The organism is uncultured Duncaniella sp., assembly GCF_910577345.1.
GTDB lineage: Bacteria > Bacteroidota > Bacteroidia > Bacteroidales > Muribaculaceae > Duncaniella.
Window position 1 is genome coordinate 186,083 of sequence record NZ_CAJTMT010000002.1, and the last position, 19,902, is coordinate 205,984.

Below are 19,902 nucleotides of genomic sequence, written 5' to 3' on the forward strand. Positions count from 1 at the left end.
ATGTTCTCTCATCCTCGAAGAAAAACATTGGTGATTCATGGCAGACGGCAGGTCTTCGGACTTATTCCGGGTTGAGGATGCGTTTTGTTCTCCTCTGTTTCAGTCTTGCCTTCCCGAAAGCGTTGACCGCGTTCAGTGACTTGACCGGACCCTTTGATGGAAATTACCGCAGCGGGACTGTCCGGGATTCTCACCCGTGTTCCCTTTTAATCGCTGCATCGCAGCGAACCGTTGCGCCGGCAAAATTACTCTAAAATTTTGAAACCGCAAAAATTATTGATGTCACTTTTTCTCCTTGACGCACCTCCGTGTGTCAAAGGACTGTAAGGTAAGTTCTTATTGTGTATCTTTCCCTCCCTGCCAACGTTGGTTCTGGAGGGCGGCTGAACGCATCTCCGCAGGGTTGTCGCATGGTTGCCAGAGATCGACGTGGCCGAGTTGGTCAGGCATGAATTGCTGGACGACGAAGTTGCCGGGATAGTCGTGGGCATACTTGTAGTCGCGGCCATAGCCCATATCCTTCATCAGCGATGTCGGTGCGTTGCGCAGATGGAGCGGGACGGGTAGGTCACCGGTCTGTTCGACGAGTTTCATTGCCTTGTGGAGCGCGGTGTAGGTCGAGTTGCTTTTGGGCGAGAGGGCGAGGTAGACCGTACATTCCGCAAGTGGTATCTGTCCTTCGGGGAAGCCGAGTTTGTGGACGGCCTCGAAGGTGGCGTTGGCGAGCAGCAGGGCGTTGGGGTTGGCCAGACTGATGTCTTCGGCGGCGAGGATGAGCAGTCGGCGCGCGATGAATTCCGGGTCCTCTCCGCCGTGGATCATGCGTGCAAGCCAGTAGAGGGCTGCGTCGGGGTCCGAACCACGGACACTTTTGATGAAAGCCGAGATGATGTCGTAGTGCATCTCGCCGTTTTTGTCGTAGGCGGCGGGGTTCTCCTGCAGGCGGTCGGTGACGATGCGGTCGTTGATGACCACGGGTTCACCCTGCGGTGTCGATTGTTCGAGAAGGTCGATGATGTTGAGCAGTTTGCGCGCGTCGCCTCCGGCAAAGCGGAAGAGGGCGGTGGTCTGTTCGACCTCTACGCCGTGTGATTGCAGGACCTCGTCGCCCTTTATGGCTCTGTCGAGGAGGAGTTCGAGGTCTGTCTGTTCGAGGGGGCGTAGGGTGTAGACCTGAGCGCGGGAGAGGAGCGGACGTATGACTTCGAACGACGGATTCTCTGTCGTCGCGCCTATGAGAGTCACGACACCGCTCTCGACGGCACCGAGCAGGCTGTCCTGCTGCGCCTTGCTGAAACGGTGGATTTCATCGATGAAGAGGATGGGACGTCCGCCGGTGAACATGCTTCTGGCATCGGCCTTGCAACGGTCAATCACCTCGCGGACATCCTTCACTCCGGCGCTGACGGCGGAGAGGGTGTAGAAGGGGACGTTGACAGTGTTGGCTATGATGCGCGCGAGGGTAGTCTTCCCCACTCCGGGAGGCCCCCAGAGGATGAAGGAAGAAACCTTGGCCGATTCAATCATTCGGCGGACCACTCCGCCCGGTCCGACCAGATGGAGCTGACCTATGTAATCATCGAGTGAGCGCGGTCGCATACGCTCGGCAAGTGGCTGATTCATGACAGTGCAAATTTACTCATTATTTCACCTTCACGCAAACCATAGGGGCGGTGAAATGAGAGTTCCCGGATTTGCGACAGCACCGCAAATCCGGGAACAATATGGTTATCTTACAATTTTTGAAACTTTCCGAATGCCTTTATTTACGGTAGGCAGGCTTCATGTCGTAGGAGAGCATGGCGATTGTGAAGCCCCAGTAGATAAATGCAAGAGAAGTAAGGAAGCTTGTCATGGCCATGTCCTGGAGCCATCCGGCTTCAATGAAGAAGAAACCGATGAGCATCAGAAGGATGCCGTTGATAAGCTGTAGCCACCAGTAGCGACGGCCGCTTTGCATGACAGAGCTGCAGAGAGCGCTGATGCCCCAGTAGATAAATATGAAAGCAATGAAATAGGGGAAGACCATTTCTGAGAGAACGATGCTGCGGACGAGCATGAAACCGATGAAGATGTCGATGACACCACCGGCAAGCCACCATCCCCAGCCTTTGCCACGGTTAGGACCCGAAGCCACGAGAAGCTGAACAATACCTACGAGAATAAGAAGCCAGCCAGAAATCTGAGAAGCAACGGCATATCCGGCAACCGGCCAGAACCAGTATGCGAAACCGCAAATCACCATAAGGATACCTGCGAGGAGTACAACCCACCAATAGCGGGATTCACCCCAGAATTTTTCAATGAGCGTTTTCATAACGACTTATTTTTTGATTAATAGTTGAAATTTATGTTTTTCTTAGTTGTGCGGCCTCCGTCGGAATTTTGGTGGAGTGCCGAAGCGATTGTCAGTTGTGAGTTTTCAATCGGGAATACCGTGAGCTTTTCATATTTAATCACTTGTAATATACTAACACACTTTCACATTAATTTGTTGATTGCGAGTGCGGATTTTATCTGACAGAATCTACAGACGCCGTCCACGCCATTTCCCTTAATGTCCGGCAGTGCTGTCGGACAATTGCTTTTCGACGTCGAGTGCGGTCTGGAGCATGTAGCGTTTCAGCAGTTCGGCGTATTGTGGCGTTGATTTGAAGCGGGTGATCTGAGCGTCAAGTGTGTCGGCGAGTGCGGGATTGTCTTTGTTGACTACCCACGACTGGAACTGGGTGAATGACACGGGTGTGGATATGTCGACATCCGGATAGTCCTTGGCCAAGTGTACGGCTTTTGCTTCGTTGACGACTGCAAATGGGATTTTGCCCATGGCCGTGAGCATGACGAGCTGTTCGGCGCTGCGGATGGAGTCATGGCGCAGGATGATAGTGTCGCCTATCTCACGCGAGAGGTTTTGCAGACGTTCGGCTGCCGGTGACCCCTCCAGGGTCCAGACCTCCTTTCCTCCAAGGTCAAGGCGAGAGGTGATTGTCGAATCACGGCTGATGAGGACCTGCTTGTCAAGGTAGACAGGTTCGGTGAATCGGAAGGCCTCACGGCGTGAGGCTGTGATGGGAAGATCGGAGATGACAACGTCGTATTTCCCTGCTTTCAGTTCGTCGAGAGCTTCGTTGACCGATGCGACGGGATAGAATTTGACATTGTCGCCGTAGAGAGCGGCCATGTCCTTCATCATCTCGTAGTTGAATCCGGCGAGACTGTCGCCGAAACGGTAGAGCGACATCGGGGAGTAGTCAATTGCTACGTTTATTGTATCTCCGCGACCGCGGACATATTCATAGCCGTGGCCGGGGACAGGCGACGAGCAGCCTTTGACGGTCACGATGATGCCGATGGCAATGAGTGTCAGCGAAAGGAGGATTCCTCCGCGCGGTGCGCGGAACAGTGAGCGCAGACCGCCGTTCTTTTTGGGAGCCGGGGTCGGTGTGGTGCGTTTTTCATCGTCGTTAGCCTGACGAGTCGGTTTATTCTGGTCTGTGGACATAAGCAAATCAGGTAGATTTATGGTTCTACCTGATTATATAAACAACCGAGCCGCCTCCGGAGGTTCGCAGGAGGCCGAAATCGACGGATAATCCGATTATGATGTCCGGGCAGTGGGAGGTGTTAGTTTACGAAGTCGACAATCACGCCCATCTGGAAACGGCGAGGATTGAGGGGGTAGTGGGGAAGGGAGAAATAGTTGTCGTCGCCAAACATGCCTTGGTTCAGGTGTGAGTAGAGCACGAAGAAACGTGCGCGTGAGAGCTTGAAGTTGGCGTAGGCGTTCATGAAGGGGTAGTTGCCGCATTTGATTTCACGCTGGTTGTAGAAGGCCATGGTCGATGGCTGATAACCGGGAGCGTAGTAGCTTGTGTAGTAGTCCATATCGACTCCCAACTGCACCTGCAGCACTTTCGCGATACGGAAATAGAAGTAGAGGTTGGAGTAGACGGCAAACTGCGGGAGCGGAATGACGGCATCGTCGGATGATTTCTGATAGATGAGCGTGTTTTCCCAGTTGAGCGCGCGCCAACGGAGGTTTTGCTGCACCTTTACGCTGAACACCTGCACACTTCCACCGTTCTGCACGGGGAGCATGTCGGGGCTGAAGTAGATGTGGTTCTGTATGTTCTCGACACCGACGTTGACAAAAGTGCCGGTGTGGGGCAGGTCAAGCATACCTCCGAAACGCAGACGGCGTATCTTGCCGAAATCGTTTTTCCACGCGAAGTGGTTGGAGATATAGTTGTTCATCAGGTAGGGGGCGGTTGTGTTGCTGAAATGGCCGTAGCCCTTTACCATCACGGTGTCGCCGAGGAGTTTGATGCGGGTCGACACATTGCCCTCCGCCTTGATTTCTCCTGCGGCGGCCCCGACGAGACCAAGACTTGCGGTTGCCTCGTAGTTGAGAAGATGGCCATGCTGTTTGACGAGCTGTGCGCCGACATAAAGGAGGTTTTGGGTCTCCTTACCTTTCAGTCTTGAATCGAACGGATAGGGTGTCAGCCCTTCGGGACGGTCGTCACCGGAAATCGCGAAGGTGTCAGGGGTCTGTTTGTAGGTGCGGAGTTCGTGGGTCAGGAATGCACCGAGACCGGCCTTGGCATATTTGTTGAAGCCTTCGAGGAGCGATACGCCGATGGTGTTGCGCAGTGAGCTGTAGGAGGTGAGGTCGTAGGTGTCGTTTGTGCTGATGTAATGATTGGTCCAGAAATCTTTTTCCTGAGTTGAGTTGGTGTTGGTGAAACGGTGACGGCCACTGTTGTAGTCGAGAGTCCAGATGAAGCTCGACACGGGGATGTATTCTCTCGCCACGACAGAGTCATTGTCATCCTTCTCCTCACGCCAATAGCCCACTTTGTAGCGGTGGTTCATGTAGAACTCTTTTCCGACGACGCGGGTGTGGGAGTTGGTAAGGTTTGTGGGAATACTCTTCGGATTGATGGTCGACACGCCGCCCTGCAACTGCGCGGGGTCGAGGATGTAGAGGTCGTCGGTGATACCGCCGTTCTCCTTATTAATCATGTTGTAGGCATTGAAGAATCCCTGAAACTCATAGCGGTCGCCTGTATAGGAGCCGGAGAGTCCCCATGTCAGGCCTTTGGCTGCCTGATTCTCATAGCTGCCTTTTGAGTAGGGGTAGGAGACGAGCACACCTATCTGGGAGCGCCTGTTGAGGTTGCCTGAGAAGAGGAATTTGAACCAGTCCTGGGCAAGTTCGCGTCCACCGCCCGTGTTGTAGCCAACCTGCGACATGGGGATGCGTGTGTTGAAGAATCTCATAGTTTCGAGATTCGGAATCCAGAACTGCTTTGCGTCGCGGAAAAAGAAATCGCTCATGGGCTCGCTGTCCATGAATATCATATTCTTGCCCACGGATGCCTGGTTGCCGGTCGTAGCGAAGGCCGGACTGTAGGATGAGGGGACTGCTGTCTTGTGGTAGTTGAACAATAATGTGTCCATCGGGGCACGCTCGCGCAGGCCGAGTGGCTGCAGGATGCGCCAGGAATAGGAGAGTGAGTCATTGGGGATGTCGTCATGCGCGCTTACCCCGCCAAACCCTGCAAGTAATACTGTGAGTATGATTAGGAGATGATGTTTCATAAGTGACTGCAAAGATACGCCAAAATGCGGACATAAAAAAAATTATCCGTCATCACGACGAATAATCTTCTTACCTTAAATCTAATACCATGAAAAACTGATGCAAAGGTAGGGAGTTTTTGTGAGACTCCAAATTTTTATGTTTAAAAACATCTCGTGTTTAACATTATTTTAAGTATCGCAGTTTATGTCTGACAAATTATTAACACTTATATCTAATTCTCGTGAGTTTACTAACATCAGTTAACATTATCCATGATATTGCAGAATTGTAGCAATTATGGGACAGATTCTTTCCAAATTGCCTGTTCCACTCCTCTGTCCGTCACAAACGATGCGTCCTTTAGAGGATTTTTAAATAGCCTCTTAATTGTGAGGGCAGACGATATATCCCACATCGTCTGCCCCCGCCTATAAAATGCAGTTCATCGACGTAGCCGATGAGCTATCTGAATAGAGTGTTTATGCGGATAGAATTTAGACTTTCGGATTTGTTACATGCAAAGTTACAAAGCTTACGCCTGCATACTGTTACACAAATTGCCTCAATTCTTGTCATAATTTCAGTTCCCCGTGCAATGACTAGACTTATTTTGCATCTTTCAGCCACTTCCATCTTTCGGCCCAGTCGCGCAGAATCTCTTCGCGCCATTTGGCGATGCTCGCTGTTCCCTGCCATTTTGAGGGCTTTCCGTCGGCAGAAGTGAAATCGAGACGGTCGGTGAACCATGTTTTTCCGAGTTTGACAGGAACAGGGGTGATGGTAGGGCTGCTGTGATCGAATTTCTTCTCTCCGGGCCACTCATTTCCTGCCACGAATTCGCCTTTGTGTTCCGGAAATCCCGGCAGAGTTGAGCTGATTGTATAAGGGAGTCGTGCAGGGGCTTTCGGTGAATAGCGGACAGTGTAGATACCATCCCCTTCATATCGGCCTTCCCAGTTCTGACGGTCGATTGTCAGGATGAACCCCACGCTGTCAATCGCAACTCCTTCGGATGGACCTTTCAACCTCCATTCCATAAGTGAATAGACAGGTACGGTATCGGTCGCGCAGAGTGGGCCGTCAATGATGTATTTCGGACTCGCCGACATCGGGATGAAGCTTCCGCCCCAATGCTCACCTTGGGGATTCTCCGCATCGCCGCTCATCAGATAGAGGAGCGACGGGGTGTCGCCCATCTTGACAATGCCTTTGTAATAGTTGATGAAGTCATCACCCATCACTCCGGCACCTTTCATGAATGTAGGCCAGTAGGCAGCCTGATAGAGGGATTGGTCATTGGCTGAACCGATGAATCCGCGATAGGATGCATTGTTCTCGACAAACCACAGATTGGGGAAGTTCTCAACGATATAGTTGTAGGCATTGGAACCCCATTTCTTGTTGGGACCACCTATCCAGTAGACACGGATGTCGTCGGCAATATCGGGCGCGTCATGGAGAGCCTGAGTCACATCCTCCAGTGCACCCCAGACGAGAACCCATAGCGGACGGTTGTCTTTTTCTGCAGAGTTTCCTTTGCGACGCGCACATTCCACAATCCACTCCGATCCTTCGGTCGGAGTGTCGTAGCCTTTCAGCGGTGCAAGGCTTTTTCTGCCCTGCTTGGTGATAGCTCGAAGTTCATCAGGCGAGGGATATGCGTCGGCTATTCCCGAAGCTTTCAATCCGCGTTGCAGTTTCGGAAGGTCGAGCTCATATTCGTCAATCATGCGGAGTATCTCTTCCTTGGAGCCTTCACCGAAGGATGGTGAGGAGACAAGGCCTTCGATGTCGAACTCGTTGGCATACATCAGCAGATGTATCATGGATTGATTGTCATCCGGATCTGTGCCTCCGATGTCAGTGCTGATAAGTATACGGTGACGCGGATTTGACTTCACAACCTTCTCACCGGCTGAGAGGTGAAGGCTGCAGATGAGTGTCAGCAACAACAGTAACTTTTTCAACATGCCTGTTTAGATATGATTAATGAAGAATGCTTACTTCCTATTATCGGTCAGGACGAAGTTGAGCAGGAGCCATCCTCCGAGAATCTGGAGCAACATTCCGGGAATACCGATGCGGAAATCCTGGCAGGCTGCCATGAAATCGGTCTTCAGCGCCCACTCGGCAAGGGTCCCGGTGAATTGATAGGCAAGGACTACGGTCGCGAGCATCCACAGGCTTGCTTTGCGGAATCTTGCAGCCGCATATCCGGCGAAGATGGCAAGCAGTCCCGACTTGATCATGATGGCAGGAAGAGCTGCAACCGGTGGCATTCCGAACAGGAGTGAATTGATGACAGAAGAGGCGAGTGCTGTCAGCAGTCCGACACGCCAACCATATTTATAGGCACCGATGAGTGTGAAGAAGTAGATTGGCAGCCATGTCACTCCTCCTTGCGGAATGAGGTGGAAGAGCTGAGGCATGATGATGTTGCCTATCACGAAGAGCGCGGCGGTCAGATAGGTGCGCGAGTTGTCAAATTGAAGAGAATGAAGTTTTATTGTTGTTGTTTCCATGATTCAGTATTTTATTCTTGTATTCACACAGGTTTCATCTTGTTTAGGAAACCTTCGATGAGAGGCAGGCATTCCTCGGCTGTCTTGCAAGCGGCACAAAGTTGCTCGACGGGGCAAATCCCTGTGCCTGCACGGCTGATTATGTTGTCTACGCAAAGAGGCGACTCCACCTTGACGCCGCTCTGTCCGAAAAGCTCCAAGGCCGGACGGCTGATTACATCGGTGTAGACCGACACGACTCCTCCGGCAACCATTATGGCGGCGGCTCCCTTGCCGATTACCTTGTCGGCAATGAATGCGTCGGAAAGCAGGGCAGGGCGGCTTTTGAATATTCGGTAGAGGTCCTTCACGCCACGCTCGTGGCAGCGGACAATCTCATCGCCGTTCACGATGACGCATGAACATCCCTCGGTGTGGAGGATGTCAATAGCTTTTTTCTGTATGTCGGTCATCATTTCGTCAGGCATTCTGCTTGAGGTTTTCGACGAAAGCATCTATGCGGTGAAGCTCAGAGGGGATATCGATTGACTGGGGACAGTGAGGCCCGCACTGATTGCAACCGATACAATGGCTTGCCTGACGCAGACGCGGGACAGAGCGGTCGTAGCCGACAAGGAAAGCACGGCGTGCCTTGCGGTACTCCTCGCCGTCGTGTCCTTCGGGAATGTTGCCCTCGTTGACACATTTATTATAATGCAGCAGGATTGACGGGATGTCGATGCCGTAGGGACAGGGCATACAGTATTTGCAGTCGTTGCAGGGGATGGTTGGATACTGCATCATGAGGTCGGCTGTCGTGTAGAGGAAGTCCATTTCCTCGTCGGTCAGAGGCTTGAAGGGGGCGTAGGTGCGCAGGTTGTCCTCCAGATGCTCCATGTAGGTCATGCCGCTAAGGACTGTCAGCACGTCAGGATGGGTACCTGCATAGCGGAAGGCCCAAGAGGCCACGCTGCGGTCCGGCTCGGCCTGTTTCAGGCGCGCGACGACATGGTCGTGGAGGTTCGACAGGCGACCGCCGAGAAGCGGTTCCATGATGACGGCCGGAATGTTGCGTTTGGCAAGCTCGTTGTAGAGATACTCGGCGTTGGTGTTGCGCGGATTTATCTCCTTCGCATGTTTCCAGTCGAGATAGTTTAGCTGAATCTGCACGAAGTCCCATTTGTATTCGTCGTGTTTCGACAGGAGATAGTCAAACACTTCGATGTCGCCGTGGTAAGAGAAACCGAGGTTGCGGATGCGTCCAGCCTCACGTTCCTTCAGCAGGAAGTTGAGCATCCCGTTGTCGATATAGCGGCCATTGAGCGACTCCATGCCTCCCATGCCGATGCCGTGGAGGAGCAGATAGTCGATATAGTCCACCTGCAACTCCTTGAAAGAGTTGTGATACATCTCCATCGAGGCTTTTCGGCTCCATGTCGAGGGTGAGAAGTTGGAGAGTTTGGTGGCGATGTAGATACTTTCGCGCGGATGGCGTTTGAGAGCTATTCCGGTGGCGCGTTCGGAGAAGCCTTTGCAATAGGCAGGCGACGTGTCGAAATAGTTCACACCGTGGGCAATGGCGGTGTCGACGAGGCGGTTGACCGTTTCCTGGTCAATCACGTCGTTGCCGTCCTCCTTGACTGTCGGCCAGCGCATACACCCGTAGCCGAGGAGTGATACCTTGTCGCCGGTCTTTGGATTGGTGCGGTATTCCATCTTGTCGGTGGGGATTTCGGGCAGAGCAGTCCGGTTGCCGGTCACAACGTTGCTCTTTGAGTCGCATCCGGCAAGTCCGACACCCAGCGCTGATGCACCGATGCCCATACGTTTTAGGAAGTCACGGCGGTTGAGTCCCTTGTTATCTTCGTGTTTCATTTCTTTTTTCGGATTTGGTTGATAAGATGTGCCCTATCAGATTGTACGGTGGACTTCATGGCCCTCCACATAGATGGCGCTGAACGGACGTGAGGGGCAGAGGTTCTCACAGGCTCCGCAGCCGATGCAACGTTCGGTGTTGACGACGGGAATCTTCACGGAATCCGGGTTGGATGCATCGGACGGCACCATGCTTATCGCTCCTGTCGGGCAGTGGCGCGCACAGTTTCCGCATTCGACGCCGTCGGTGAGCGGCACGCAGTTGTCCTTGACCCAGACAGCGTGGCCAATCTGTGTGGCTGACTTTTCAGCTGAGGTGAGCGGACGGATGGCTCCTGCCGGGCAGACTTCCGAGCATTTCGTGCATTCCGGTCGGCAATAGCCACGTTCGTAGGACGATTCCGGTTGCATGAGTGTCAGAATATCGGTCGAGGGACGAAGAACACCGTTTGGACACACCGAGACGCAGAGTTGACAGGCTGTGCAGTGTGAGGCCATGTTGCGCAGGCTGACTGCTCCCGGAGGAACAATGCGTGTGTGGCGCACGGGTATCTTTTTGTCGGCTATGACGGCCAGACCGCCGTCCACGGTCTTTTCCTGAGCTTTGACGGTTGCAGTAGCCGCGATTGTTGCTGTCACTCCAAGGAACTGTCGTCGTGAGGCATCGGTTTTGGAGCTGTCGCCGGCGAGTGTCGGTTCTGCTGTTGTGGCGGCAGGGACAACTGTACGGCGGCGGGTGTAGGATATGGCTCCTTGATGGCATTTTTCGAGACAGTCCATGCAATCCACGCAGCGGGAATAGTCGATTGAGTGGGTCTTGCTGTCGATACATGCGGCCTTGCAATTGCGGGCGCAGAGTCCGCAGCCGTTGCATTTCGAGGTGTCTATGACAGGTTTGAACCATGAGAAGCGCGCGAAGAAACCGAGGACTGTGCCGACCGGACAGATGGTGTTGCAGTAAGTGCGTCCGTTGCGCCATGCAAGTATCGCAAGGATGATGAGTGTCATGGTGGCGACTGCGAGGGTGGCAGTTCCGCGCATCCATATATCCACGTTGGCGAAGGCGTAGCTGTCATGCTCTTCCGCCCATCCGGCAAGAAGATTGTTGACCCACTGCCAGAGTGGCGACAGGAGGCTCTGGACCATGCGGCCGTAGGCACTATAAGGAGCGAGGAGCGCGACGAGCGAGCCTATCCCCAGGATGATACCGGCTGCCATGATGGCAAGCATTGTGTAGCGGAGAATGTTTTTTGCAGGGGAGTAGCGGTAACGGTTCTTGCGGGCTTTCTTTCCGAGCCATCCGAAGCCGTCCTGCATTATTCCTAACGGACATATCACCGAGCAATACAGTCGGCCGAATAGGAGGGTAAGCACTATCAGCCCGACCACTACCCCCACGTTGAGAGCGAGGAGTGCGGGCAGAAACTGGATTTTGGCCAGCCAGCCGAACCATTGGTGGACGGTGCCGGTGAAATCGAGGAAAAGCAAGCTTATCAGCACGATTACGGCCACGGCCACTGTCTGTCGTAGTCTTTTTAGCATAAGTTATTGCAAGTTTTTGGATTTACACTTGGTTTATCGTTGATTCTTTGGTATTGATACTTATTGTCCGATGATGCTATTGCTATGTGTGATGAACCCTCTTTTTCCGTTTCTATAAGCGGATTTCTGTAAGCAAATGAAACTTAGAGCAATCAATATTGCAAATTTAAGATAATTATTTTAAACTTCGATAAAACAAAACTCGCGATAACTTACCAATATTACGGTTATTGGTGCATTTTTTGCCTTTGAGCTTGGAAATAGATGCTTAGAAGTAAATCAGGAAGTCCCCCTCCCATGTGGTGTCAAATATAATGGTGCCGAAGCCTTGGCCTGCGACGAGCATATTGCCTTTGATTATTGATTCCCGGTCACGGGTATAGCCTACTGTGAGACCTGAGGTATGGCTGATTCTGTCGCCGTTGCGGTCGTAGGCAGTTATTGTGAGCAGCATTTCTTCGGTAGTGTCGGTGGCAAAAATCATGTCGCTTGCAACCGCGACATCGTCGCCCTCTATCAACGGCCTGTTGTCGTAGTGGTATCCGGCATCGGAATTGTTGTAGAGACCGAGCCGTATGTTCAAGGAATTTGGAATGAAAAAGCTGTTGCTGACTTCGATTCTCAAATCCTCAAGTGGGAGATATTTTTTCGGATAGCGTGCTGAAAGTGCTATGTATGCCTCGGCATCATCTGTCAGTATGCGGTAGGCGGCAAGAGGCCTTGTGAGCTTTATGTCGACAGGAGTGATACATTGGTTGTGATTTATGCCCTCAACTTTTGCGTATGCAGCATCCTTGTAGCGGTAATCGTCGGGGTGGATGTCATTGAGCATTGTTATAGCGCTGAAGCTTTCCGTGGAGTAAAACGTGTCGTTCTCCGGATGCTTGCCTGAAACGAAATCGCTCCACACTAAGATGTCGTAAGTTCCTTCATCGGCAACAAGGTCTAAAACCGCAGTGCGGTCTGACGATACTGGCGTGAACGCGCATTTGCGCATAACCTTTTCTCCGGTCCCTGCATCATACAGTTCAACGATGCAGCGTCTTGAATAGGCTTCGGCGCCTCTGAATTCCTGATAATCAGGAGTAAGCTCTGCCGATGGAAATTGGATGTGGAGCCTAAGTGTGGTGCCGCCTATTTCATGCGAACGTATGCATCCCGAAAGCAGTGCGCAGACAATCAATCCCGCAACGATCAATCTCGGGATTTTGCAAGTCTGTGTCTTCGATGTTCGCATATATTATTAGGTTTGGAAAGCTATGCTTCGCAGGTAGGGCGCCGGCAGGAATCAAGCGTGGAGTTTCATCGTTGTTCCGGTTTGGAATTGTAAATATATAAATAAAACGCTGAAATAGATGTGTTTGTGTGAATTATTTCAAAGTGTGGCTTAAACCGGACGTTCCGGTTTGTTCCGGGAGTGAAAAAGAATAGGCTATAAATCAGTGGCTTATAGGCTATTGCTTAAAATCAGGGTGAGAAGACATAAAACGCTCCTTTGACCACTGCATTCTCAAATTCACATCTGCACGTCTGAGCCAATTGCAAAAAAAATGACGAGAAAAACAGCGTTAAAATCCTTGACTCTCAACATTTGTTGAGAGTTTTTATTTTTATTTTCCATATCTTTGCATTTAAATATCCCAACAACCAAGACTCTGCTAATTTAGAACTTGACATAGACTATGAAACAAATGACGGGGAGACTTGAATTCCTACTTATCTTTATTGTTACTGCCCTTGCGTCCTTCGCTATCGAGCCTTGTGCGAATGATTCTATCATGGGTCGGCCATTCAAGGAGTTTTCTACAACTGCCTTCTGTTCCTACAGCTCTTTCCATCCGAGCCAATATATTGCAGATAACAACTGGGATATACTTTGCGTGTTTAGAAATCCCGGCCCTGTAGCTAAGCTTGACTCGCTCAATATACCCTACAACAAAAGTCAATTACGACTATTGATGGTTGGTGATTTACTCTCTTTTTCAGATGGAAAGTTGCAAACCAAGATGCCTATTTTCGACAAGGCACAAACTGAAAGAATTAGAAGCGACTCAAAGGCATTTGCCGATAGTATATTTCCGGATATAGAACCAAAGATAAAGGAACTGATTACAGCTTTCAAGGCTAAAGGTTATAGCTCGCAGATATATTCCCTGATATTCTCATATTTATTGGATGGATATGTCTGGAGTGATGGTAAGCTGCCGTCACCGGACCGGATGGCAGATCATGGAACATGGTCAGGGGCCTATTGGGCAATGTGGAATAAACGTCTTGAAGACCGCAACGGTACCAATGGATATGGGCCCCTTAAGGTTAATTGGACTGATGAACTGGGATATTGGCCAAGTGATAAAATGCTCCTCTCATTCGCGCGGTGCATAATGGATAATCAGCTTCCGGTTAGGGATGAGGATCTGAAATCCAAATTAATGAAATGGAATTTGGTGGATTCTAATGGGCAACCTGCGATTCCGATAATTAAAAGCGGTAATAAAGACGAAATTGATCTTCGGTGTGAAGAAATTACTACGCAAATAAGTAATGCAATCAAGAACTATGTGCCGGATATAGCATCCGGCTACAACATTCTTTCACAAGAAGAAGCCTCTGTAGTTTTTTACCACGAAGTCATGTGGGATATACTTACACTTCTGGAATCGAAAGGGATTATTGAAAAGCCGGCGATTCTAAAAGGAGAGGAGGTTGGAGCTGAGCATTTTTCGGATATTGCATTCATAGTTCTTCAAGAGGAGAACGATGAATAAGAATGCTGAGTCTGTAAAAATTTGTAATGGATTAAGATAAGAAAAACTATGGTAAAGATTATCGTATCAATAATAATACTTTCTGCCGCCTCAGCTCTCTGTTCTGCTCAGGAACAGGCTGACACGTTAAAGGCACAAGAGCTGAATGAGGTTGTTGTGCAAGCACAGATGCAACGCACTTCATCGGCAAAGTCAACATATACGCCTACAGGTAGGCAAAAGAACGCGGCCCAAAATGCTGTTGATCTTCTGCGTCAGATGGCTATTCCCCAAATCAGAATAAACCCTATTGATGAGACCGTTACCGACAATGTAGGCGGCAGCGTAGCCATTTACATCAATTTCCTTGAAGCCTCCAAAGAGGAAATGGAAGGACTGCGAACCGCTGATGTAAGGCGTGTGGAATATCTTGAATTTCCTACTGACCCTCGTTTCCGTGGAGCTGAGAGAGTGATAAACATTATCGTGCAGGAATACGCATACGGTGGTTATACAAAGGTGACTGCGAATGAAAATTTCCTTGTCGGATTGTCAAGCCGTGTCAACATCTTCTCAAAATTCTCATACAAGAAGATGACCTACGACCTGTATGCCGGAGCCAATAACTGTAACAACCACCATATTGGTAGCACGACAGAGGGCATTTACCGTTTGACCGGAGAGGATGGCAAAGAATTTTCGCTGACCCGAAAGGAAACACTTGAATCCTCTCATTATAAGCAGAACCAATATCCTGTCACTTTCCGAGCCACTTATAACAGTGACAAAATCCAGATACGCAATCTGCTTGCCTTTACAAACTTAGGAATACCTACAAATGAATATTCCGGCAAACTGGAGTATTCGCCCAATTCAGCTCAGGGATATTCTTTTGACCGAAAAAATCCGAACCGATCCAACTCAGTCGCTTATGCGGGTACATATTTCTTCGCTCTGCCAAAGGGATATTCTGTTGACTTCTCCCCATCGTTCAACTATACCCACGGTAATGACTATACGGATTACGCAGTATCAAACCAACCAACAATATACCGTCATGCTAAAGAGAACGCCTACAACTATCGTCTGAACCTATATATCCGAAAAAGTTTCGGACAGAAGCACTCTGCAATGTTAGGTGGCAACTATGGCGACAACATCAACCGTCTTGAATACACCGGAGACAACGGATACAGAGACAAATTCCATAACGCTTTTGGTGCAGGTATGGTCGGCTACAATTTCCAGACACAGAAAATATCAATTAACCTTGATGCCGGTTTTGCTTGGGAGAACAGTGATATAAATGGTAAAAAGAACAGTGACACTTATCCGTTCACTCATATAAATGTACGGTATGTTCCAAATCAGAAAAACAGCTTCTCCGCTTATTTCCAATATGCTACTAACAGTCCCGGCATATCGGAGAAATCCTCCGATATACTTCGGGAAAACGAATTGATGTATATCACAGGAAATCCATTACTTGAAAATAGCCGACACACAACTATAAACCTTGCATATACTTGGATGCCGTCAAATGCTTTTGGCATGAGTGCCTACGGACGTTATTTCGGTCTGTATGACCGTCAGTTGCTTGTATATACACCATATAAAGGTGGTCAAGCCCTGTTGCGGTCCTATATCAATGACGGCGATTATCTGAATGGAGAGATTGGATTGGCCGCCAACTGGAAACTTCTTGACGGCAAACTCCAACTCTACGCTAATCCAAGTCAGTCGTTTTACAAATCAACCGGTATTTTTAATGACAACTGTAATTCGTTCCGTGTGACAGCTCAGGCCATCTATTATCTCGATAGTTTCTATTTTCAAGCCTATTACGAGAGTCCCCAGAAAAGTATGTTTACATCTTCGCCAAGAATAAACAAAGGGCGAAATTTCCACAGTGTAACCGTTGGATGGGCCAACGCTAACTGGAATCTGCGTGTCATGGCTGCCAACTTCTTCAATAAAGGATGGGACGGCGCGACAACCGCCACCATTTCACCATATTATAGCGAGCGACAGACTATCATCGGAACATCATCACACCCTCGTATAAACTTCACAGCCACTTATACATTCGGCTATGGCAAGAAAGTACAGCGAGGCAATGAAGTCGGCGAACAATCAGGAGCAGCATCAGCAATCTTGAAATAATAATAGCTAAACATACCAATCTCTCCAAGCTCTCGGCGTAATGTCGGGAGCTGTTATTTAAGAACCATTCAAAAAAGTATTCATCAAATTTATAACAGAGCAATGACCAAGATTCTCATTGTAGATGCGTCTGCATCCGACGGGGGAATTTTCAAGATAGATTGAGAAGGCAAAATATTTTGCGACCTATACAAAATTATTGCTGTCCGATAAAATTCGGTAAAGCAATAATAATTTATATGCTTTGTCCCGAATTAGTTCCGATTTCTGATAGAATTTTCCTTGCCCACAATGGTATCGAGGAAACATACTGCTTTACAATGTGGCCATCAGCAAGTCGGAACAAAATTTGAGCGGTCTTATTGTCGATTGAATTGTCATATACATATAGTCTATCAACATAAGGAGCTATGAAGCGGCAGTTGATCATAGACTTTTGATATCTGCTTACTATCTTTGAAATTGGGACATCATGACCACCTTCTATTACACGTTTGGCAATGCGTGAGGCATTTATTGTTGGCGATGTAGTTCCAATAAAAAATAGTCTTACGAAAAATCCCGCAGCTTTAGCTTTTAGGATGAATTCGATCTTGTCTTGCGCGGAGAAAACGGTTTCGAAAACAAAAGACTTTTTTGATTTGATGCATTCATTGCGCAAATCTGAGCAATAATTAGCCGCTTCTAATATTGCTTTGCTGTCATTCCATCCACCGAATTTTTCCTCGGCAATCTGGTCGGGATTGATATATAAGACTCCGTCCGACCATTCATGATGAAGGAACTGAGTTGTGACGGTAGTCTTACCGGAGCCGTTAGGTCCGGCAATGACAATCATTTCCGGACGATGATCATTAGATACCATTGCGATATTGTTCCAGGCGTTTTTTCCAAGTCATTTTCGCTTGAGCATATTGGCGCTCGTATTCGGCGTCAAATCTCTTTTGAGCTTCTTCAGCTTTCTTTACGGCTGCATCGCGAGCTTCCGACATAATGGCTTCGAGCATCTCGTCAGTAGGATCCTCTCCACTAAGAAATCGATAAGAATTCAATTCGTTTTCACTCATATCTGTTCCGTTTTTGTTCCGTTTTATACATGCAAATCTACTAATAAAACGCTGAATGATAAAATATTGATTTGACAAAATTACGAAACGTCGTTATTGTGGTGTTCCAAATTTGTTCCGGTATATCACGACAAATGGGTTTAACTCGTTGAGTTAAACCCATTTATCTGAAAATTGTCGGGGTGAGAAGACTCGAACTTCCGACCTCCACGTCCCGAACGTGGCGCGCTGCCAACTGTGCTACACCCCGAACAATCTAATGCGTAACTTGGCATTTTGCGACCACAAAGGTAGTAACTTTTCTAATATCCTCCAAAAAAACTTTTGCTTATAGCCTAAAAAAGTTTCATTGCATGTCAATTCCGGCGTCGTCATGGGCCAATCTGCATGTTGACCGGTGTCGTGAAGGGCTGATATGTATGTCGATTATGCCATTTCGGCCTTGCTGTCGCTGATGTGGCGACAGTTGCGGTTTTATTTTTTTACGGAGTAAACCGTGTGGCAGGAGCTGATGTTTTAGTAGTATGATGGAATGACTCCAATGATGATTCCGGAGTCGGGTATCCTCAAAACCGTAAAAATTCAAACTCTACTAAAAAACTTTGATGATGGCTCCCCTTGACGAACGCACACTCTTACTTTGGTTAGGAATTGTATTGCTGGTGATTCTCGTGACTGTGACCGGTATGCTTCTTAACAGGTTCTTTACTTATCGCGCCCATCGCCGGGCTCTTGACGCATTGAAACAGCGCCGTATGCCGGAGGCTTCGCAAAGCGTGAAGCAGCCATTCCTGTCGTGACCTCGTCCGCGGGCAGTCATCGTCAGATGATGAGTCTGAATCAGCTCACAGCATTGACCGCAGGATGTCGAGCGATTTAAGGCTCCGCATGGAGACGTAGTGGATTGAATAATATTCGAGCATGGCATCTATGATGGCGTTGCGTTCGGTGCGGTTGAACCGGAACCGGTGCATGTTGGCGAATGTCATGCGTGAAAGTAGCATGGCCACTGCCGATTCTTTCGGTGGAAGGAAGCGCCGGTGGAGCGGCATGGTCTGCCTCCATCGTCCGTCGGCGAGGTCAAGGATACTCCCTTCGGTGAATGTCGATGCGTCAGGTTCGATTCCGAGGTGACGCGACAGATTGAAGAGGAAACAGATGTGAAAGTTTGCGGTGCGGGCTGCATCAGCGTTGTCAAGACATCGGATGGCGCCGACAAGAAAGTCGAAAAGGGCTGCATCCGGTTCGCCCCCCTGAAGGGTCACCGCAAGGACTTCGGCGAGAAACATCGCCATCATCTGTTTGACCGGATCGGAGTGGAGCGACGACAGCGCCACGCTCTGCGAGAGCTGTCGCAGTGGGAGGATTTCTCTTCCGGCGCGCGGTTCGCTCATACATTCGACTATGCCGAGCGACATGCACAGGGCTTTCGCTCTGGCTGCGCCTTTCCCTTTTCCGGCAGGTAAAGCAAACGACACCCGTCCAAGCTCACGGCTGTAGGCCGTGAGGATGGTTTGGGTGTCGCTGTATTTTGTGGCCTTCAATGCCACAAGGTGAAGGATCATTCCGACGTTCTTAGAAAATCTTGCCTGTCAGACGGAATGTGAGGGTGGGATACACCTTGAGGTATTTGATGTAGTCCTTGAAATCATTGTCGGCTTCGTATGCGAGGTCTTCAAGGTCGCCGGTCTCGGAGTAGACCTGCGGTTTGCCCTGGAATTGAGCGCCAAGTTCGAAGTTGAAGTTGAGAAGACGTTTGGGAATTGCGCGTCCCCAGCCGATTCCGAGATACGGACGGAAGCTTTTGACTTTGAGACCGCCGCGAACGTTACCGTTCTTGTCGACAGGAATCTTGTAGTCGCCGACTTCGATTGATGCGTCGTCCATGTTTTCGAGGGCTGCGCTGTGGCCTTTGATTGTGATGAGCTTATTGCCTCCGAAATAACCGCCGGCTGCGATGAAGAATGAGCCGTGGGGGAAGGGGTAGATGTTGAAAATCACAGAGCCTTGTGTGCGGCCGAGGGCACCTTCGACATCGACGGATTCTGACATCTGTGTGGGAACTCCGTTGATTGTGGTGGTGAAGTCTGCGTCGACATCAGTATTGAAAGTGATGTTGGGCATGAAGTGGACACCTGCGCGGAGAGAGATGAAGCGGGTGATGGGGGTTGCGGCTTCCACGCTGATACCGTTTGTGCCTACGCCTACACCAAGACCGAGGTGATTGAAGATTCCGAGTGAGGATGTGAAGGGTGCGGGAGCTGGTGACGGACACATCGCGCAATGGTCAGCGGCATTTACGGCAATGCCTAATGAAGCAGCGCCAACAAGAAGTGATGCAAGAAATTTTTTCATAATATTGGAACTTGTTTTGTAATGAAATTGGTTATCAGAGATTGGTTTTTATGAGAATAATTGAA

At 49.6% G+C, this 19,902-nt stretch carries 17 protein-coding genes, 1 tRNA gene and 1 riboswitch; of the genes, 3 read left to right on the top strand and 15 right to left on the bottom strand.

Annotated elements, in window-relative coordinates; genetic code table 11:
- Positions 1–28 precede the first annotated feature (28 nt).
- Positions 29–248, bottom strand: a riboswitch (cobalamin riboswitch).
- A gap of 88 nt (positions 249–336) precedes the next feature.
- The 10 genes from QZ310_RS01830 to QZ310_RS01875 all read right to left on the bottom strand — a co-directional run bounded on the left by QZ310_RS01830 (position 337) and on the right by QZ310_RS01875 (position 12,742).
- Positions 337–1,623: a replication-associated recombination protein A gene (locus QZ310_RS01830; RefSeq protein ID WP_297069765.1), complete on the bottom strand. Its 1,287-nt coding sequence runs from the start codon at positions 1,621–1,623 to the stop codon at positions 337–339.
- Between the two features lie 139 nt (positions 1,624–1,762).
- Entirely contained in the window at positions 1,763–2,317 is a 555-nt protein-coding gene (locus QZ310_RS01835; RefSeq protein ID WP_297069767.1) for an HdeD family acid-resistance protein, read from the bottom strand.
- A gap of 237 nt (positions 2,318–2,554) precedes the next feature.
- The gene (locus QZ310_RS01840) at positions 2,555–3,502 is read right to left on the bottom strand and encodes a transporter substrate-binding domain-containing protein (protein WP_297069769.1); all 948 of its coding nucleotides are present in this window, start codon (positions 3,500–3,502) and stop codon (positions 2,555–2,557) included.
- Positions 3,503–3,624: 122 nt separating this feature from the next.
- Positions 3,625–5,604 carry a putative porin gene (locus QZ310_RS01845; protein ID WP_297069771.1) on the bottom strand — a complete coding sequence of 660 codons (1,980 nt, stop codon included), beginning with the start codon at positions 5,602–5,604 and terminating at the stop codon, positions 3,625–3,627.
- A 588-nt stretch (positions 5,605–6,192) separates the two neighbouring features.
- Positions 6,193–7,557, bottom strand: a complete 1,365-nt coding sequence (locus QZ310_RS01850) for a nucleoside hydrolase-like domain-containing protein (RefSeq protein WP_297069773.1) — start codon at positions 7,555–7,557, stop codon at positions 6,193–6,195.
- Between the two features lie 30 nt (positions 7,558–7,587).
- Positions 7,588–8,109: an ECF transporter S component gene (locus QZ310_RS01855; protein WP_297069775.1), complete on the bottom strand. Its 522-nt coding sequence runs from the start codon at positions 8,107–8,109 to the stop codon at positions 7,588–7,590.
- 23 nt (positions 8,110–8,132) lie between these two features.
- Positions 8,133–8,576, bottom strand: coding sequence for a DUF1893 domain-containing protein (locus QZ310_RS01860; protein ID WP_297069777.1), 444 nt, complete (start codon positions 8,574–8,576; stop codon positions 8,133–8,135).
- Entirely contained in the window at positions 8,569–9,963 is a 1,395-nt protein-coding gene (locus QZ310_RS01865) for an aldo/keto reductase (RefSeq protein WP_297069779.1), read from the bottom strand. The genes QZ310_RS01860 and QZ310_RS01865 overlap by 8 nt, the downstream gene beginning before the upstream one ends.
- Positions 9,964–9,999: 36 nt before the next feature.
- On the bottom strand, positions 10,000–11,505 hold the full coding sequence (locus QZ310_RS01870; RefSeq protein WP_297069781.1) for a 4Fe-4S binding protein: 1,506 nt from the start codon (positions 11,503–11,505) through the stop codon (positions 10,000–10,002).
- Between the two features lie 268 nt (positions 11,506–11,773).
- Positions 11,774–12,742, bottom strand: a complete 969-nt coding sequence (locus QZ310_RS01875; protein ID WP_297069782.1) for a DUF6562 domain-containing protein — start codon at positions 12,740–12,742, stop codon at positions 11,774–11,776.
- 445 nt (positions 12,743–13,187) lie between these two features.
- On the opposite strand from QZ310_RS01875, the gene QZ310_RS01880 reads away from it, so the two are divergent.
- Together QZ310_RS01880 and QZ310_RS01885 are read left to right on the top strand one after the other, a co-directional pair.
- On the top strand, positions 13,188–14,273 hold the full coding sequence (locus QZ310_RS01880) for a hypothetical protein (protein WP_297069784.1): 1,086 nt from the start codon (positions 13,188–13,190) through the stop codon (positions 14,271–14,273).
- A 48-nt stretch (positions 14,274–14,321) separates the two neighbouring features.
- Entirely contained in the window at positions 14,322–16,415 is a 2,094-nt protein-coding gene (locus tag QZ310_RS01885) for a hypothetical protein (RefSeq protein WP_297069786.1), read from the top strand.
- 235 nt (positions 16,416–16,650) lie between these two features.
- Here QZ310_RS01885 and QZ310_RS01890 read toward each other — a convergent pair whose 3' ends face one another.
- The 3 genes from QZ310_RS01890 to QZ310_RS01900 form a co-directional block, all read right to left on the bottom strand.
- A complete protein-coding gene (locus QZ310_RS01890; RefSeq protein WP_297069788.1) occupies positions 16,651–17,280 on the bottom strand; it encodes a zeta toxin family protein in 630 nt (209 codons plus the stop codon).
- Positions 17,270–17,482: a hypothetical protein gene (locus tag QZ310_RS01895; RefSeq protein ID WP_297069790.1), complete on the bottom strand. Its 213-nt coding sequence runs from the start codon at positions 17,480–17,482 to the stop codon at positions 17,270–17,272. Before QZ310_RS01895 ends, QZ310_RS01890 begins: the two co-directional genes overlap by 11 nt.
- A gap of 177 nt (positions 17,483–17,659) precedes the next feature.
- Positions 17,660–17,732: transfer RNA gene (locus tag QZ310_RS01900), tRNA-Pro, on the bottom strand.
- Positions 17,733–18,087: 355 nt separating this feature from the next.
- Between QZ310_RS01900 and QZ310_RS01905 the strand changes: the two genes are divergently transcribed.
- Complete coding sequence (locus QZ310_RS01905) at positions 18,088–18,282, top strand: hypothetical protein (protein ID WP_297069792.1); 195 nt, start codon at positions 18,088–18,090, stop codon at positions 18,280–18,282.
- Positions 18,283–18,327: 45 nt separating this feature from the next.
- Here QZ310_RS01905 and QZ310_RS01910 read toward each other — a convergent pair whose 3' ends face one another.
- Positions 18,328–19,047, bottom strand: a complete 720-nt coding sequence (locus QZ310_RS01910; protein WP_297069794.1) for a DNA repair protein RecO C-terminal domain-containing protein — start codon at positions 19,045–19,047, stop codon at positions 18,328–18,330.
- A 10-nt stretch (positions 19,048–19,057) separates the two neighbouring features.
- Positions 19,058–19,837, bottom strand: a complete 780-nt coding sequence (locus QZ310_RS01915) for a hypothetical protein (protein WP_297069796.1) — start codon at positions 19,835–19,837, stop codon at positions 19,058–19,060.
- Positions 19,838–19,902: the final 65 nt, after the last annotated feature.